The following is a 16,921-nucleotide window of genomic DNA, read 5'->3' as shown; positions in this document are numbered from 1 at the left end:
GTGGCGAGCGGCTTGGCCGAGGGCTCACCGGCGTCGAGCGCGCCGGGCAGCGGCACGCCGGGGTGGCGGTGTCGCTCGAACTGCGCCAGCGCCGCTTCGCCGGCGGCGCGGTCGTGCCAGACGGCGGCGAGCTCGCGCAGCGGCTCGAAGAAGGCCGGCGCGAGCATCAGGACGAAGAGTCCTTCACCCAGCGAGAGGCGTTGTCCCCAGGCGCCGACGCCGCCCAGCGGGCCCAGCAGGTGGAAGCCGACGTAGACCGCGACCAGCGCCACGCCCAGCGCCGAGAACAACTCGAGCGCGGCCGAGGACAGGAAGGCGATCCGCAGCACGCGCATGGCGCGCTCGCGCAGCGATTCGGCGCTGTCGCGCAGCCGTCGCGCGGTCAGTGCCACCGCGCCGTGCGCGCGGATCGTCGACAGGCCGCGCAGCCGATCGAGCAGGAAGGCGTTCATCCGGCCGAGTTCGACGAGATGCGCCTCGCTGGCGGCCTGCGCGCGCCAGCCGATGAGGGCCATGAACAGCGGGATCAGCGGCATCGCGCCGATCAGGATCAACGCCGCGACCCAGGACTGGCTGCCCACGGCCAGCGCGATCAGCGGCGCCACCAGCATCGCGCGGTACCGTGCCCCGCGATGCCGGCTCAGCCAGGGCACGAGCGCCTCGGCCTGCTCGGCGAGCAGCGAGGCGATCTCGCCCGAAGGAGCGCGGTCGCGGTCCAAGGGGGAACGGCGGGCGAGGGCGGCGACGGCCTCGGCGCGCAGGGTCGACAGCGCCTGTCGCGCGCGGCGATGCACCTGACGAGCGCCCCAGACGTCCAGCGCGCCGCGCAGCACGCCCAGCGCGAGCAGTCCGAGCGCCGCACCGGTGACCTCCCGCAGGCCGCCGCTCTCGGCCAGGCGCTGCACGGCCAGCGCGACAAGGGCGGCCTGAGGGATCCAGAGCAGGGCGGCGAGCGCCTGCGCGAGCGCTCCCGGGCCCAGGCCGGGCAGCCGGGGGAGTCCCGGGCGCATCGGGCTGTCTGGGGTGTCTGCGCTGGCTGGGCGGCTGTCGCCGTCGCGGGCTGTCACTGATCGGCCTCTCCACGGCGAATCCGCCGCATCGTCGATGAGGAATGGACCGGAGCACAGGGAGCGCAGAACGCTGGACGGGCGATCCGCTATCGCGGCGCCGCGCAGGACCCGGGAGAGGGCAGGGCCTGCGGGGGGGCAATGGCTGGCGATTTTGTTCGAAAAACGACCAGAACGGTGTATCCCGGACCACGGCGCCCGGGGAACGTTGCAGGACGACCAAGCCGATCGCTGCCGCGGTGGATAGCCACGCCACGGCCTCTCTGGCGCCAGAGCGCCTCCGCTCGGATCATTGAACAGGCATGGGTTTTGCCGTCGCGCTGCGGGGATTCGAGCGTCCATCGGCCCAGCGAGGCCCCTGGAACAGCGCGCACGGCGGCGGCGCAACGGGCGGCGAGCAGATCTCGTGAAATCCTGGACGCCGTCGGGGCCATCGCGCCGCAGCCGAGGGGCCGCGGCGCAACACCCGGCCTAAACTCGTTGGGCGTCCGGCGACAGGTCACATCAGGGAGACGACAGATGACCGAAGAGACCGCGCAGCCCGCCGTCCTGTTCGTGGACGACGAGCCGTCGATCCTCAGCGCGTTGCGCCGGCTGGTCCGGCCCCAGGGTTATCGCGTCCTGCTTGCGTCCGGCGGCGCGGCGGGACTGGACATCCTCGCCAGCGAGCCGGTCGATGTCGTCGTGTCCGACATGCGCATGCCGGAGATGGACGGCGCGATGTTCCTCGAGCAGGTGCGGGAGCGCTGGCCCTCGGTCGGCCGCATCCTGCTGACCGGCTATGCCGACATCCAGGCCACGGTCGCCGCGGTCAACCGCGGCCAGATCCAGCGCCACATCGCCAAGCCCTGGGACGACCGGGAACTGCTCATGGCGATCGACGATGCGCTGGCACGCCGCCGGCTCGAACTCGAGAATCGCGCGCTGCTGCAGCTGACCAAGACCCAGAACGCCGAATTGCAGTCGCTCAATGCCGACCTGTCGCAGCGCGTGCGCGCCCGCACGCAGGAGATCGAGCAGGTCAACGCGATGCTGGAGAAATCCTTCGAGCAGGTGAAGGAGAACTTCCTGCTCTCGATCCAGGTGTTCTCGGGCCTTCTGGAGCTGCGCGAAGGCGGGCTGGCCGGCTACTCGCGCCAGGTCGCCGACCTGGCGCGGCGCACGGCGCGCCGCCTCGGCCTGGGACCGCGCGTGGAGGAGGATGTCCACAGCGCCGGCCTGCTGCACGAGATCGGCAAGATCGGCTTCCCCGACGCGCTGCTGCGCAAGCCGGTGTCGACGATGAATGCCGAGGAGATCGCGCGCTACCGCCGCCACACGCTCAACGGCGAGGCCGCGCTGCTGCCGCTGGGCCAACTGCAGCATGTGGCGCGACTGGTGCGCTCGCAGCATGAGCGCATCGACGGCAAGGGCTTCCCGGACGGCCTGTCCGGCAACGCGGTGGGCCTGGCGTCGCAGGCGCTGAGCGTGGCCAGCGACTACTGCGCGGCGCTGTCGGGCCGCATGGCGGAGCAGCACTTCTCGCCGGCCCAGGCGCTGCAGCTGATCCGCGGCGGCGCGGGCACGCGCTACGAGCCCGAGATCGTCGAGGCCTTCGAGCTCGCCCTGACCGACGAGCCCGAGGACAAGCCGCGCGATCGCCAGATCAGCCCGCAGGACGTCGAGCCCGGCATGGTGCTGGCGCGCGACCTGCTCACGCCCAAGGGCACGCTGCTGCTGGCGGCGGGCCATGTCTTTGACGCGCGCCTGGTGCGCCAGATCCGCGAGTTCGCCGGCCGCGAGGGCGTGCGGCTCGGGCTCTACATCCGACTGCCCGATGAAGACAGCGGACCGGCGCGCGCGCGACCGGCCGCTCCGTCCACCGCGCCGCAAGGAGCCTCCCATGGCTGAACGCATCCTGATCGTGGACGACGAGCCCGGCATCCTGCATGCGCTGCAGCGGCTGCTGCGCCACGGCCTGAGCGCGCCGGACGGCAGCCGCTACCAGGTCGACGAGTGCGCCAACGGGGCGCTCGCGCTGGAGCAGGCGCGGCGCCACGTCTACGCGCTGGCGATCTCCGACTACCGCATGCCCGAGATGAATGGCGTGGACTTCCTGACGGCGCTGCGCACGCTGCAGCCCGACTGCGAGCGCATCATCCTGTCGGGCTACGCCGACCTGAACGCGCTGGTGCGAGCCGTCAACGAAGCGGGGATCGCGCGCTTCATCGCCAAGCCCTGGGCCGACTTCGAGTTGCTCAGCGCGGTGCGGCAGGTGCTGCAGGTCCGCGACCTGGTCATCGAGAACCGGCGCCTGGCCGACCTGGTGCGCCTGCAGCAGGGCCAGATCAGCGCGCAGGAGGCGGAATTGCGCCGGCTCGAGCGCCTGGAGCCCGGCATCACCCATGTCAACTGGGCCGACGACGGATCCTTCATCCTGGAGGATCCGGGCGACGTGAAGCTATGAGCGCCGCGATTCCCACCGCGATCCCGACCGCGATGCCACCGGCCATGGCCGCCGAGGCGATGTCCACTGGCGAGCTGCCAGCCGAGCTGGCTGCCGCCTGGGAGGCGGTGACCACGCCGGTGCTCGTCCACGACCTGACGGGCATCGTCCATGCCAATGCGGCGATGCTGCGGCTGCTGGGCTACGACGCGGCCGCGATGGCGGCGATGCCGTTCGACGGCTGGGCCGCGCCCGAGCAGCGCGAGGCACTGCGCAGCTACGGCCTGCAGGCCATCGGCCAGGACGACCCGCCGCCGGCCATCGAGATCGAGGCACAGACGTCGAGCGGCTCGACACGCTCGCTGGAGCTGACCGCGCGACCGGTCAACCTGCAGGGGCGCCGGCTCAATGTGCTGACGGTGCAGGACCTGAGCGACATGCGCCATGTCCAGACCAGCCTGCTCGACGTGGGGCGGGTGCTGCACCAGATCATCGAGAACAGCCCGGTCGCGAGCTTCGTGCTCGACGCCGAGCACCGGGTGACGCACTGGAACGTCGCCTGCGCCAAGCTCACCGGCCGCGACCGCTTCGACATGCTGGGACGGCAGGACGCCTGGTCCGCCTTCTATCCGGACGAGCGCCCGCTGCTGGCCGACCTGATCATCGCCGGCACCATCGAGGCGGAGAGCGGCCCGCTGTACGAGGGCCGCTGCCGCCGCTCCGAGACCATCGACGACGCCTATGAAGTCGAGTCCTTCTTTCCGCAGATGGACGGGGGCGGGCGCTGGCTGTTCTTCACCGCCGCGCCGCTGCGGGACGCGCATGGCAGCGTCATCGGCGCAATCGAGACGTTGCAGGACGTCACCCAGCGGCGCCGGGCCGAGGAGGAACTGCGCCGCCATCGCGCCGAGCTCGAGGAACTGGTCAGCGAGCGCACCGCCGAGCTGCTACTCACCCACCATGAACTGGAGGCCTTCCTGGAGAACGCGTCGGTGGGCATCGTCACCACGCTCAACCAGCGCATCGTGCGCGGCAACCGCAAGTTCAACGAGATGTTCGAGCTCGACGGCGCGTCGCCGAGCGGCATCCCGACGCGCTCCTTCTTCGCCAGCGACGAGGACTTCCAGTCGCTCGCATCGATCGCCTATCCGGTGCTCACCCGCGGCGAGTCGCTGCAGCACGAGATGCCGATGGTCTCCGCGCGCGGCCGGCCGCTGTGGATCCAGATGATCGCCTACGTGGCCAATCCGCATGACCGCCTGGCCCAGACCTGGTGGCTGCTGCAGGACCGCAGCGAGGTGCGGCGCGTGCAGCGCGAGCTCGAGGACAACTACCAGCGCATCAAGCTGACCAACACCCGCCTGGAGGAAGCGCAGAACCAGCTGCTGCAGTCCGAGAAGATGGCCTCCATCGGTCAGCTCGCGGCCGGCGTGGCGCATGAGATCAACAACCCGATCGGCTTCGTCAGCTCCAACATGAGCACGCTGCGCGGCTATGTGGAGCCGATGTTCGAGCTGCTCGACACGATGCAGGCGCAGCCGCCCGGCACGCTGCCCGAGGCCGTCGACCGCGCGCTGCACGAGCTGGACCGGCGCATCGACCTGGCCTTCGTCAAGGAGGACCTGCCGCAGCTGCTCGACGAGAGCGACGATGGCCTGGTGCGGGTCAAGAAGATCGTGCAGGACCTGAAGGACTTCTCGCGCGTGGACCATGCCGAATGGCAGGACGCGGACCTGAATGCCGGCCTCGAATCGACGCTCAATGTCGTCATGAACGAGGTCAAGTACAAGGCCGACGTGAAGAAGGACTACGGCCCGCTGCCGCCGGTGCGCTGCATCGCGGCCCAGCTGAACCAGGTCTTCATGAACCTGATCGTCAATGCGGCCCATGCCATCCCGCAACGCGGCGAGATCCGCCTGCGCACGCGCGCCGAGGGCGACTGGGTCTGCGTCGAGGTGCAGGACACCGGCACCGGCATGAGCGAGGAGGTGCGGCGCCGCATCTTCGAGCCCTTCTTCACGACCAAGCCGGTGGGCAAGGGCACCGGGCTGGGGCTGTCGCTGTCCTACTCCATCGTGCAGAAGCATGCGGGGCGGATCGAGGTGCGCAGCGCCCCCGGCGAAGGAACGACCTTCGAGGTCTGGATTCCCGTCAAGCCACCGGAAGACGGGTCCTCGCCGGCCTGACCGGCGCGCGGACGGACCCTGGACAGCGCCCGGGCTTCGGCCTCTAATCGTCGCTGTCCGAGAGGGGCGCCGATCCCCCCGGACCTTCGAGACGCAGGGGGGCTGCGATGTCCGATGCAAGCAGGATGACCGCGATGGCGGCGCCTTGGCGCCTGGCCGTCGTGGGCCGCATGGGCCGTGCATGCCGCGCGTGCCGCGCATGCCGCCGATGCTGGGTGGACCGGGTGCGCCAGGTCGGCCGCCTGGGGTGGCTGGCCGCATGCGGCGCGCTTGCCGCGGCACTGGCCGGATGTGATCGGACCGAGGCACCGCCGGCCGGGACACCGGGCGCGCGCCAGGCCGTGGTGATCGCGGTGACGCCGTATGCCGGCGCGGCGCCCGCCTTCGTGGCCCACGCTCGCGGCTATTTCGAACGCGAGGGGCTGGCGGTAACCGTGCAGCAGCACGGCTCCGGCAAGGAAGCGCTGGACGCGGTCCTCGAGGGCCGGGCCGATGTGGCGACGGTCGCCGAGTTGCCGGTCGCGCTGGCGGTGGTCAAGGGCCATCCGGTCACCATCCTGGCCACCCTGTCCACCCAGAGCGACCATGCCATCGTCGGCCGCACCGATCGCGGCATCTGGTCCGCCGACGCGCTGCGGGGCAAGCGCATCGGCGTCAGCGCCGGCACCAGTGGCGATTTCGTGCTCGACGTGCTGCTGGTGCGCGAGCGCCTCTCGCGCGCGGATGTCCAGGTGGTCGATCGCAAGCCCCGCGAGCTGGCCGACGCGCTCGCACGCGGGGAGGTCGATGCGATCGCGACCTGGGAGCCCTATGTCGCCGACGCGCGCCGGCGCCTGGGGGACCGCGCGGCGGTCTTCCCGAGCGAGGGGGTCTACGACTCCAGCTTCAACCTGGCTTCGCTGCGCGGCTTCGTGCTCCAGCGCGGCGAGACGGCGCGCCGCTTGCTGGCCGCGCTGCTGCAGGCCGAGGAGCTGCTCAAGCACGACCGCGCCGCCTGCGAGCCCATCGTCGCGCAGGCGCTGCACAAATCGCCGGAGGAGATCCGCGAGCTGCTCGCTCGCAGCCGCTTCTCGATGTCGCTGGAGCAGCACCTGCTGGTGGTGCTGGAGGACGAGGGACGCTGGGCGATGAGGCACCGCATGGTGGACGCGGGGCGAGCGCCCAACTTCCTCGATGCCGTCTACCTGGATGGCCTGGCCGCGGTCAAGCCGCGCGCGGTCACGATCATCCACTAGGCCATGAAGATCTCGACCCGCCTGGCGATCGTGGCCTCGACCTGCGTGCTGGTCGCGCTGGCCATCGCGGTGTCGCTGGGGCTGTCGGGCCGGCAGGTCGCGGAGGGCGTGCGCAAGAACCGCGCCGCCGCCGATCTGGTCGAGTCGGTGGCCGGCCTGCGTCACCTGACGCAGGAATACGCCCGCCAGCCCGAGGCGCGCGTCGAGGTCCAGTGGCACAGCGCCTACCGCACGCTGGGCGCCGCGTTGGATCGGGCCCAGGGCTTCGACGCGCGCGACGAGGCCGAGGGTATCACGCAGATCCGCGCCGCCTACGACCAGTCGCCGGCCGTCTTCTCGGAATTGGTGCGGGCCCAGCGGGCGCGGCTGGCGGGCGACGGCGACCGGCAGGTGCTGGACGAGTGGGTCGGGCGGCTGACCGCCGCGATGGCGCGCAAGACGCTGCTCATGATGAGCGAAGCCTTCCGCCTGCAGGATCTCAGCCGCGAGGAGGTCGCCGCGGCGCAGCGGCGCGCGTTCGCCATCGTGCTGGCCCTATCGGCCACGCTGGCGGTGGTGGTGGCGGGCAGCATGGTGCTGGTCTTCCGGGACATCGCCCGGCCGCTGGCGCGACTGCGCGAGGGCATGCTGCGCGTGGGCGCGGGCGACCTCGAGCACGCGGTCGGCGGTACCGGATCGGACGAGATCGCCGAGCTGGCGCGCGAGTTCGACGGCATGAGCGCGCTGCTGCGCACCACCACCGTCTCGCGCGACCGGCTCGCGGAGAGCGAGGCCCGCACGCGGCTCATCCTCGACGCGGCACTGGACGCGGTCGTCGGCATCGATGGCGACGGGGTCGTCACGCATTGGAATCCGCAGGCCGAGGCGGTGTTCGGCTGGTCCGCGGACGAGGCGACCGGTCAGCCCTTGGCCGACCTGGTGGTGCCGGAGCGCTTCCGGGAGGCACACCGGGCGGGTTTGCGGCGCTACCTCGATACCGGCGTGGCGACGGTGCTGGACCGGCGCGTGGAGCTGCGCGCGGTGCGCCGCGATGGCGTGGAGTTCCCGATCGAGCTGGCGATCACCGCGATCCGTGCCAACGGCGTGGTGAGCTTCAACGCCTTCCTGCGCGACATCACCAGCCGCAAGCTCGGCGAGGCGCGGCTCAAGGAGCAGCTGGCGCGGCTGAACCTGCTGAACCAGATTACCCGCGCGGTCGGGGAGCGCCAGGACCTGCACAGCATCTTCCAGGCGGTGATCCGCGGCCTGGAGGACGACGCGCCGGTCGACTTCAGCTGCGTCTGCCTGCGCGACGCCGCCAGCGACACACTGCGGGTGACCGGCGTCGGCGTGAAGAGCGCGCCGCTGGCCCTGGCGCTCGCGCTGTCCGAGCAGGCCGACTTGTCGATCGATGGCGATGGCCTGTCGCAGTGCCTCGCCGGCCGGCTGGTCTACGAGCCCGATGTGACGCAGGTGCCGTTTCCCTTCCCGCAACGACTGGCGCGCGGCGGGCTGCGCTCGCTGGTGATCGCGCCGCTGCAGTCGGAGAACCGCGTGTTCGGCATCCTCGTCGCGGCGCGCAGGGAACCGCAGGCCTTCAGCAGCAGCGATTGCGAGTTCCTGCAGCAGCTCAGCGAGCACGTCAGCCTGGCCAGCCACCAGGCGCAGCTCTACGGCGCGCTGCAGCAGGCCTACGAGGACCTGCGCCAGACGCAGCAGGCGATCCTGCAGCAGGAGCGGCTGCGGGCGCTGGGGCAGATGGCCAGCGGCATCGCGCACGACATCAACAACGCGATCTCGCCGGCGATGCTCTACACCGAGAGCCTGCTGGAGCGCGAGCCCGGCCTGAGCCCGACAGCGCGCCGCGCGCTGGAGAACATCGCGCGCGCGATCGACGATGTCGCCGCGACGGTGGCGCGGATGCGCGAGTTCTACCGCCAGCGCGAGACCGGCTTGGCGCTGACGCAAGTGCGCCTGAACGAGCTGGTGCGGCAGGTGGTGGAGCTGACGCGCGCGCGCTGGAGCGACATGCCGCTGCAGCGCGGCACGGTGATCCGGCTGCGCACCGAGCTGGCGGCCGACGACCCGGTGGTGCTGGGCACCGACAACGAACTGCGCGAGGCCTTGATCAACCTGGTCTTCAATGCCGTCGATGCGATGCCGGACGGCGGCACGCTGACGATCCGTACCGGCAGGCGGCCTGAGGGGCCCGGGGAGAGCGGCCCGTCGGTGCTGCTGGAGGTGGCCGACGACGGCCTGGGCATGGACGAGGCGACGCGCCGCCGCTGCCTCGAGCCCTTCTTCACGACCAAGGGCGAGCGCGGGACCGGCCTGGGCCTGGCGATGGTCTACGGCATCGCGCAGCGCCACGGCGCTGACCTGGAGGTGCGCAGCGCGCCGGAGCAGGGCACCAGCGTGTCGCTGCGCTTCGCGGCGCCGATGCCGGACGAGGGTGTCGCCGCGCCTCGGGCCGATCCGGACGAGAAGCCGCCGCCGCTGCGGATCCTGCTGGTCGACGACGACCCGCTGCTGCTGCGCTCGCTGCAGGAGACGCTTGAGGCCGATGGCCACGCGGTGACCGTCGCCCATGCGGGGCGGGCCGGCATCGAGGCGTTCGAGGCGGCGTTCCATGCGGGAAGGCGGATGGCGCTCGGCGATGCGGGCGATGCGGACGGCACCGGCGATTCAGGTGATGCAGGCGATGCGGGCGATGCGGGCGATGCAGGCCCTCCAGGCCGCGGCTTCCAGGTCGTCGTGACCGACCTGGGCATGCCGCACGTCGATGGTCGCCAGGTGGCGGCGGCGGTGAAGGCCCTGTCGCCGCAAACGCCGGTGATCCTGCTCACCGGCTGGGGCCAGCGGCTGGTGGACGAGGGCGAGAAGCCCCGGCATGTCGACCAGGTGCTCGGCAAGCCGCCGAAGCTGCGCGAGATCCGGGCGGCGCTGGCGCGGCTGGTGCCGGCGCGGAAGGGAGAGCACGCATGAAGGCCCACCATCCAGCGCGAGCCGTCGGTCCGGACGCCACCAACACCACCGCGGGCACGGCTGCGGGCAGCGGTACGGACACGGGCATGGCACGAGGCAGCGGCACCGGCACCGGCACTGGCACTGGCACTGGCACTGGCACTGGCACTGGCACTGGCACTGGCATGGCCGCGACGCCGGAGGCCGAGGTCGCGCCGGCACGCCTGCTCATCGTTGATGACGAGGTGCGCCACATGGAGGCGCTGTGCGACACCCTCGCGGGGCATGGCTACCTGGTGGTGGGCCATGCCGGCGCCGAGGCGGCGCTGGCCGAGCTCCGGCGCGGCACCTTCGACGTGCTGCTGACCGATCTGGTGATGCCGGGGATGACCGGCATCGAGCTGCTGCGGTCCGCGCTCGCGATCGATCCGCGGCTGGTGGGTGTGGTCATGACCGGGGAGGGCAGCATCGCCACGGCGGTGGAGGCGATGCGCTCGGGCGCCACCGACTATGTGCTCAAGCCGTTCCGGCTGGCGTCCATCCTGCCGGTGCTGGGGCGCGCGGTCGAGATCGGCCGGCTGCGGCGCGAGAACAACCGGCTGCAGGCCAGCCTGCGGCGCCGCGCCGATGAACTGGAAGCGATCAACCGCGAGCTGGATGCCTTCGCGCGATCGGTGTCGCACGACCTGCGCACGCCGCTGAACGCGCTGGTGGGGTTCTCGACGCTGCTGGGCCAGCAGGTAGGACCGACCTTGCCGCCGCGCGAACGCGGCTGGCTGGCCGGCGTGCAGCAGGCCGCCGAGCGGATGACCCAGCTGATCGATGCGCTGATGCGGCTGTCCCACATGGGTCGGCGCACGCTCGAAGTGGGGGAGGTCCAGGTGGCGGCGCTGGTGCGCGGCGTCATCGCCGAGCTGCAGGCCTCACGGGCGGCGCCGCCGCCGCGCTTCCTCATCGGCGAGCTGCCCGACGTGGTGGCGGACGGGCCGATGCTGCGGCAGGTCTTCGCCAACCTGATCTCGAACGCGGTCAAGTTCTCGTCCGGACGGCCGCCGGGCCGAGAGGCGACGGTGCGGATCGGCGGCGAGCGGGACGGCGACTCGGTCGTCTTCTTCGTCAGCGACGACGGGCCGGGTTTCGATCCCGCAGATGCGGAACGGCTGTTCGACGCGTTCATCCGCCTGAAGGGCTCCGAGCAGGTCGAGGGGAACGGGGTGGGGCTGTCGATCGTCCAGCGCATCGTGCAGCGCCACGGCGGCCGGGTCTGGGCCAGCGCCGCGCCGGGGCAGGGGGCGACGTTCCGGTTTTCCCTGCCGCAGGAGGGGGCCGGACCCGGAAAGACGAAGGCCCCAGAGGTTTCCCTCTGAGGCCTGGATCTGTTGGTGGAGAGGAGGAGGATCGCTAAACGACCAGCCCATCTCGCCCCAAGTGATTGATTTCAAAGGGGAATCCCTGTCCGTTCAACTTGAGGGATCTGCGTGCTGGGAAGCATCGCGGAGGGCATTCTGGGAAATTGGCATGCCGATGTCAAGCGCGATTTCTTCCCACGGCAATAGGGCTTTTGCCGGTTCAGGTAAACCTTGTGACGGTTATCATTACAGCTACTTACATCTAAAATTGGCGGGAGCAGAATGTCTCAAAATATCGAAGAAGAAATTAAGCCGCAACTCCAAGAAGTGTTCGTATTGTCGGGTGCTCCGACGTATACCTTTGTGGAACCAGTTGAATACGCTCGCTTGCTTGTTTCACTGCGAACTAAAGGGCGGAGCATTGTGGTTGAGGGGCCGTCCGGCATTGGAAAAACCACAGCCGTTATTAATGCAATCTCTGCTGCCGGAATCAGCAATGCAACGCAGCTCTCCGCACGTAAGCGAAAAGATATTGCCCAGATTGAATCAATGTTGTTAGACCCGGAAAACCTGGGTACGGTGGTTATTGATGATTTTCATCGTTTGTCATCAAAAACCAAAAGGGATATTGCGGATTTGATGAAGACGCTTGCGGATGAAGGTGCATCTCATAGCAAGTTGGTGGTGATTGGTATTACGAATGCTGGCCAATCTCTGATTTCTTTTGGTCGCGACTTGGCTAATCGCATTGAGGTTATCCCGTTTGAGACTAATCCTGATCATAAGGTTGAAGAACTGATTGAGAAGGGCGAGCTTGCTCTCAATGTTTCGTTGAACGTCCGCGCCGCATTAGTTTCCGACTCGCAGGGGAGTTTTTATATTGCTCAAATGCTCGCATACAACACTTGCCTTCGTGCCGGGGTGTTGGAGCAATCTGAAGAGCTTGTCGAGACTGAAGAAAGCTTTCACGCGGTGAAGGCTCAGGTCATGGAGCAACTTCGCAGATCTTTTCATGATCGAGCCATCGCGTTTGCCCGTGGTACAAAGTTGCGGCGCGAGGGTCGCGCTCCCTACTTGCATCTATTGCACTGGCTCAGTCAGAGCGATAGTTGGTCAATCAATTGCATGCGCGAGACGGATAGGCACCCTGCGCAGCGGGGTAGCGTGCATCAAGTTGTTACCAAGGGATTTTTGGCGGACCTCATTTCATCCTCGCCTGAGATTCAAGAGGTGCTTCATTTTGATGAGGCTAGTAACACCCTGGTAGTTCAAGACCCTCAGTTTATTTTCTATATTAGAAACCTGTCGTGGCATAATTTTGCGGAAGAAGTTGGATTTATTTCAATCGAGTTTCCGTCTCGCTATGATTTTGCACTCTCGTTCGCTGGCGAGGATCGCGACGTCGCACAAGCGCTATTTGACGCCCTTGTGGAGAATGAGGTCGAGGTCTTCTATGATCTGAATGAGCAACATCGGATTCTGGCCGCAGACGTTGAGGAGTATTTGGCGCCGATTTATCAGTCTGAGGCGCAGTTTGTGGTATGTATTTTGGGTCCCACATACCCGAGAAAAATCTGGACGAAATTTGAGTCGGCGAATTTTAAGGAGCGATTCCGTGATGGGCAGGTTATTCCCGTTGTGTTGAGTACGACTCAAATTGGCGTATTTGATGAAACTGGGAAAGTTGGGTACATCTCTTGGGATCGAAGTAAAGACTTCTCCAAAGAGTTGCAGTCGGCCGTTAGTGTTCTGCTCCAAAAATGCGGGGATGGGCGCAAGGCACTTTGAGAAGCTGTCGCAGCCACAAAAGGTGACGACCAAACCGGCTTAAGTTAACCGGTGGAGGCCGGTGCTGGCCGGCAATAGCGGGTGCTGGCCGGCGCTGGCCGGCGCTGAAGATCTCTTGTTGTGTCGCCGAGCGCTTGCCCCTAAGGCTAGTGCAATGACTTGCCCATCAGATTTATTCGGGTGTCCCAGTCCGCAATGCCGGCGAGCATCGAAGCCCGCAGGTCACGCGCACGGGCGTCCTCGACCATCTCGCCGGCCTTGTTCCGGTAGAACACCCGGGTCTCGTCAGAGAACTCCTGGGTCTTGCCGGCGGCCAGCGCGGCCCACGCCTTCTTGAACTGCGCGGGGTCACCGACCTGGTAGGCGATGTCCACCATGACGGCCCGTTGCTGCGGCGTCATGCGGCCCCACAGGCCCGGTGCGGTCTCCTCGGCGGACCTGCGCGCGAGGGTCTCGTAGCGGGGCGCGGCGACTTCGATGAGGCGCTTGGCCTGGTCAGGCGTCAGGGACGCGCGGCCGGCCTTCACGTCCTCGACGCGGTCCTCGGGGACACCGGCACGCTTGAGGTCTTGGTTCACGTTGGCCGCGTTGGCCTTCAGGTTGTAGCCCGCGCCGATGTTCATGCCGGCGCTCGGGTTGGGGTCCGGGTAGGCCGTCAGCGAGACCCCTTCGCGCATGGCGATGAGGGAGCCCGCCAGGCCCACATGCTCGAAGCCCTTGCCGGTCACCGGGGAGGCGGCCAGTTGCAGGGCCACGCTCGACGTGGTCTTGGGGTCAACTTTCACGTTGGGGTTCAGGGGAAGAGGTGAGGTGTTGTTGGCGGGCTTGCCATAGCCGAAGTCCGGCACCAGTCGCAGGCGCGCCATGACTTGCTCGCGGTTCGCCTTCTGGGCGGCGGCCAGCTCGGCGTCCTTGAAGAAGCCCACAGAGCGCCCCTTCGCCATCAGCGCCGGGTCGACCTGCGGAATCTCCTTGCCGGCGCGCAGCGCGTTGCGGACCTCGGTGAGCTGCGAGCCTTCCTGCTGGGTCAGCGTGGACACGCCGCGATGCCAGTTCACGATGTCCTGCAGGTTGGCCTGGCCCACCGACTTCTGCCGGGTGCCTGTCCAGGTCTGCACGTCGTAGAGGCCCTCCCCAAGCGGGCTGTTCGAAGGAGCCCTCAATTCGCATTTCCTCGTCGGCCTCCAGCACCACCCGCTGGCTTACGAGTGCGAGCGCCTGTATCTCCTCCATCGTCGCGATGCGAGATGCAGGCCGGACGGCTTCTGGGGCAGGGGGGAGCGGAGCAAGACCAAGGGCATGCCGTTCGCGGAGAAAGCGGGCTTGCCAAGCTACCCCGTTGCGGGATGCTTCTATCTCGGCTTGCGCCTTGTTGAGGTCGCCAAGCGCTTGGCTGACTTCCTTCTTGCCAATCACCTGCTGAAGCTCCTTCGGCACGGCGATTCGGAAGTAATGGCGGCCACCCTTGGTGACCAGGTACGGGGTCTTCTTCGGCAACTTCGTCACGTCCCGATTGTCCCATCGGGTCCGGCGGAGAGGACCGTTCTGGGAAGGGTTCTGGGAAGACGAACGGGAACAAGCCCTTGAACGACAAAGGCCCCAGAGGTTTCCCTCTGAGGCCGAATCGGTTGGTGGAGAGGAGGAGGATCGAACTCCCGACCTTCGCATTGCGAACGCGACGCTCTCCCAGCTGAGCTACCCCCCCAACGAAGACTCGGACTATAGCAGAGATTCTCCGGCCAATGGCAAGCGGCTCGCGCTGGCGCGACATTCGCACCGCAGCCGCCCGCGGAGATCACCAGCGGCAGCCTTTGTCGCGCGCGGCGTCGCGGACGAGCGGGACGACCGCCAGCAGCCCCTTGTCCGCATACGCCTTGCGGCAGTCCTGCTGGCCGGCCTTGCGCATCTCCTCGGCCAGCGGATCCTTGTCCTCCGGCGGCTTGGGCAGCGCCTGGATCACGCCGGACGGTGAGCCGCGCGGTCGCATCGGTCCACGCGAAGCATTCAGGTCCAGGTTCAGCTTGGGCGCGTTCGGTGGCGTCGATGCGGGCGTCGCCACGTCGTGTCCGACGCGCGCGCCAGCGTCCGGTGCGCCGACGCTGGGCTGCGTCGTCGTCGTCGGCGTCGTCGAGCCGTCCAGCGAGACACGGTTGGCGGGCGTCGGCGTCGGTGACGGCGTGGTCGCAGTTCTTGGTTGCGGTGGCGCCGCTTGAGCCGATGGCGGGGTGGTGGTCGCTGGCGCTGGCGCTGGGGAGGGCGCGGGCGCCGGGGGTGAGGTGGGCGCAGGAGCCGGCGGCGCGGTGGCCGTGGGCGTTGCCGCCGCTGCCGGCGCGGGCGTCGGCGGCGGGGCCGGCGTGGGGCTGGGGGCGGGTCGCGGAACCGGCGTTGGCGCAGCCGTCAGTGGCGGCAGTTCGGCGGGAGCTTTCAGTTCGGGCGGGTTCGGCACGGGCGCCGAGCGCTCGATCGGCGCGCGCTCGATCCGCCGCACTGTCGTCGGCGTCTCGCTGAGGATGGGGGCCGGCCGCTCCGGCAACTGCAAGGTCGGCGAAGGCGCCTGGAGTGCGTCCGTCGGCACCGCAGGGCGCAGCGGCGCGGCCTCGCGGGTGGGCGCGATCGGTGTCGGCGCTGTCGTCATCGCCTCGCCGGGCGTCGTGAGCGTGGTGATCGCCGGGGCCGGCTCGGGCGGAGGCGAAGGAGAAGGCGTTGGCGCTGGCGCCGGAGTGGGCGAGGGCGTCGGCACTCGCGTCGGAGCCGGTGCAGGCGTGGTCAGCGCGGGAGTCGGAGGCGGAGGTGTCGGTGCCGGCGTCGCCGCCGCAGGCGGTGCGCTGCGGTCCGCGGGCGCATCGCCCGCGAGTTCATCGCCGGGCTGTTGCCGCCATTGACCCTGGCGCGCGGCGCCGGGGGCCTTCCGTTCCTCGGGTGTCGGCGGCGTCTCCCGGACCGCGCCGCCGGAGCGCGGCTGCTTCGCGTCGCCGATCGGGCCCCGCTCCGGCAGCACGACGGCGGGGGCGCCGGAGCCGGGCTCGTAGCGGTCGCCCTGCAGGCGCACGTTCAGCGGGCCCCAGACGCCTTCGCCGGGCTTGGCGGCGCCGCCCGGCGCATTGCCGACGACCAGCAGCAGCAGCACATGCAGCAGCACGGCCAGCAGCAGGGCCTGCCCCATCTGGTCGGGTGCTCGCAGCAACGGTGTCGAGGCGGGATCGAGGACGGCGGACAAGGTGGATCGCGGCGGTCGGCGCTGGGGCGCAGCATAGCCGGGATCCCGATGGCGCCGTGTCAGGGCTTGCCTTCGGAACAGTGCCGTCGAGGGGCGCGGAGCGAGCGAAGCGCCGCGGCTGCGGCGGATGCGACGCGCGCGGGCTCAGGTGCCCGCGTTGGCCTGATTCAGGTCGGCGCGACGCGCGCCGGTGAAGCGCTTGGCCCAGTAGGCCTCGCGCATGTCCTCGACGCGGACTGCGCCACCGACGCGCGGCGAGTGGATGAACTTGCCTTCGCCGACATAGATGCCGACGTGCGAGAACGTCGCGCGCATCGTGTTGAAGAAGACCAGGTCGCCCGGCTTCAGGTCTTCCTTCTTGATCGGGACCAGGCTGGACAGCTTGGCCTGCTCGTCGGCGCGGCGCGGCAGCACCAGGCCCACGCTCATCTCGAAGATGTGGCGGGTGAAGCCGCTGCAGTCGAAGCCGTTGCTGACCGAATTGCCGCCACGCTTGTAGGGCACGCCCAGGAAGTTCATCGCCGACAGGACCAGGTCGGAGGCCTTGTCGCGCACCTGGTTCAGGAGGCCCGGCGCGGCCGGATCGGCGCCGGACGGCGTCTGCTGCGCCTGCGCGACGATGCCGCGCTGCTGCAGGAAGCGGGCGACCGAGTCGCCGGCGTTGGCATTGCCGACGGCGGCGCCCATCAGGGCGGTCGGCGGCAGCGCGGG

The 16,921-nt window shown here is 68.9% G+C and carries 11 protein-coding genes, 1 tRNA gene and 1 pseudogene; 7 read left to right on the top strand and 6 right to left on the bottom strand.

Features of this window, described 5'->3' with window-relative positions:
• Positions 1-1,010: ABC transporter transmembrane domain-containing protein (locus tag CS062_RS23190; protein WP_259373119.1), on the bottom strand; the 1,010-nt coding region annotated here is incomplete at its 3' end.
• Positions 1,011-1,586: 576 nt separating this feature from the next.
• Here CS062_RS23190 and nosR point away from each other — a divergent pair.
• From nosR to CS062_RS23150, 7 genes are all read left to right on the top strand, one after another.
• Positions 1,587-2,957 carry a response regulator c-di-GMP phosphodiesterase, NosR family gene (gene nosR, locus CS062_RS23185; RefSeq protein WP_099864065.1) on the top strand — a complete coding sequence of 457 codons (1,371 nt, stop codon included), beginning with the start codon at positions 1,587-1,589 and terminating at the stop codon, positions 2,955-2,957.
• Entirely contained in the window at positions 2,950-3,513 is a 564-nt protein-coding gene (locus CS062_RS23180; RefSeq protein ID WP_099864063.1) for a response regulator, read from the top strand. Before nosR ends, CS062_RS23180 begins: the two co-directional genes overlap by 8 nt.
• The gene (locus tag CS062_RS23175; RefSeq protein WP_099864062.1) at positions 3,510-5,678 is read left to right on the top strand and encodes a PAS domain S-box protein; all 2,169 of its coding nucleotides are present in this window, start codon (positions 3,510-3,512) and stop codon (positions 5,676-5,678) included. The genes CS062_RS23180 and CS062_RS23175 overlap by 4 nt, the downstream gene beginning before the upstream one ends.
• Positions 5,679-5,893: 215 nt before the next feature.
• Complete coding sequence (locus CS062_RS23170; protein ID WP_158238906.1) at positions 5,894-6,913, top strand: ABC transporter substrate-binding protein; 1,020 nt, start codon at positions 5,894-5,896, stop codon at positions 6,911-6,913.
• Positions 6,914-6,916: 3 nt separating this feature from the next.
• The gene (locus CS062_RS23165) at positions 6,917-9,877 is read left to right on the top strand and encodes a PAS domain S-box protein (protein WP_143742474.1); all 2,961 of its coding nucleotides are present in this window, start codon (positions 6,917-6,919) and stop codon (positions 9,875-9,877) included.
• A complete protein-coding gene (locus CS062_RS23155; RefSeq protein ID WP_199174330.1) occupies positions 9,874-11,223 on the top strand; it encodes a sensor histidine kinase in 1,350 nt (449 codons plus the stop codon). The genes CS062_RS23165 and CS062_RS23155 overlap by 4 nt, the downstream gene beginning before the upstream one ends.
• 264 nt (positions 11,224-11,487) lie before the next feature.
• Positions 11,488-12,993: a TIR domain-containing protein gene (locus tag CS062_RS23150; RefSeq protein WP_099864058.1), complete on the top strand. Its 1,506-nt coding sequence runs from the start codon at positions 11,488-11,490 to the stop codon at positions 12,991-12,993.
• Positions 12,994-13,139: 146 nt separating this feature from the next.
• Here the strand turns inward: CS062_RS23150 and CS062_RS23145 are convergent, their stop codons facing one another.
• The 5 genes and pseudogenes from CS062_RS23145 to CS062_RS23130 form a co-directional block, all read right to left on the bottom strand.
• Positions 13,140-14,156 (bottom strand): lysozyme family protein, encoded by a 1,017-nt coding sequence (locus CS062_RS23145; protein ID WP_143742473.1) that lies wholly within the window; start codon positions 14,154-14,156, stop codon positions 13,140-13,142.
• A 157-nt stretch (positions 14,157-14,313) separates the two neighbouring features.
• Positions 14,314-14,661 (bottom strand): annotated as a pseudogene (locus tag CS062_RS27405) (DUF6538 domain-containing protein); the annotation flags it as partial.
• Positions 14,623-14,698 (bottom strand) — tRNA-Ala (locus tag CS062_RS23140). The pseudogene CS062_RS27405 and the gene CS062_RS23140, both read right to left, overlap by 39 nt.
• 90 nt (positions 14,699-14,788) lie before the next feature.
• The gene (locus tag CS062_RS23135) at positions 14,789-16,210 is read right to left on the bottom strand and encodes a hypothetical protein (protein WP_143742472.1); all 1,422 of its coding nucleotides are present in this window, start codon (positions 16,208-16,210) and stop codon (positions 14,789-14,791) included.
• 144 nt (positions 16,211-16,354) lie between these two features.
• Positions 16,355-16,897 (bottom strand): C40 family peptidase, encoded by a 543-nt coding sequence (locus tag CS062_RS23130; RefSeq protein ID WP_099864066.1) that lies wholly within the window; start codon positions 16,895-16,897, stop codon positions 16,355-16,357.
• Between the last annotated feature and the right edge of the window lie 24 nt (positions 16,898-16,921).

The sequence above is a fragment of the Roseateles chitinivorans genome, from assembly GCF_002761755.1.
GTDB lineage: Bacteria > Pseudomonadota > Gammaproteobacteria > Burkholderiales > Burkholderiaceae_C > Roseateles > Roseateles chitinivorans.
This window is presented reverse-complemented; position numbering and strand designations above follow the sequence as displayed.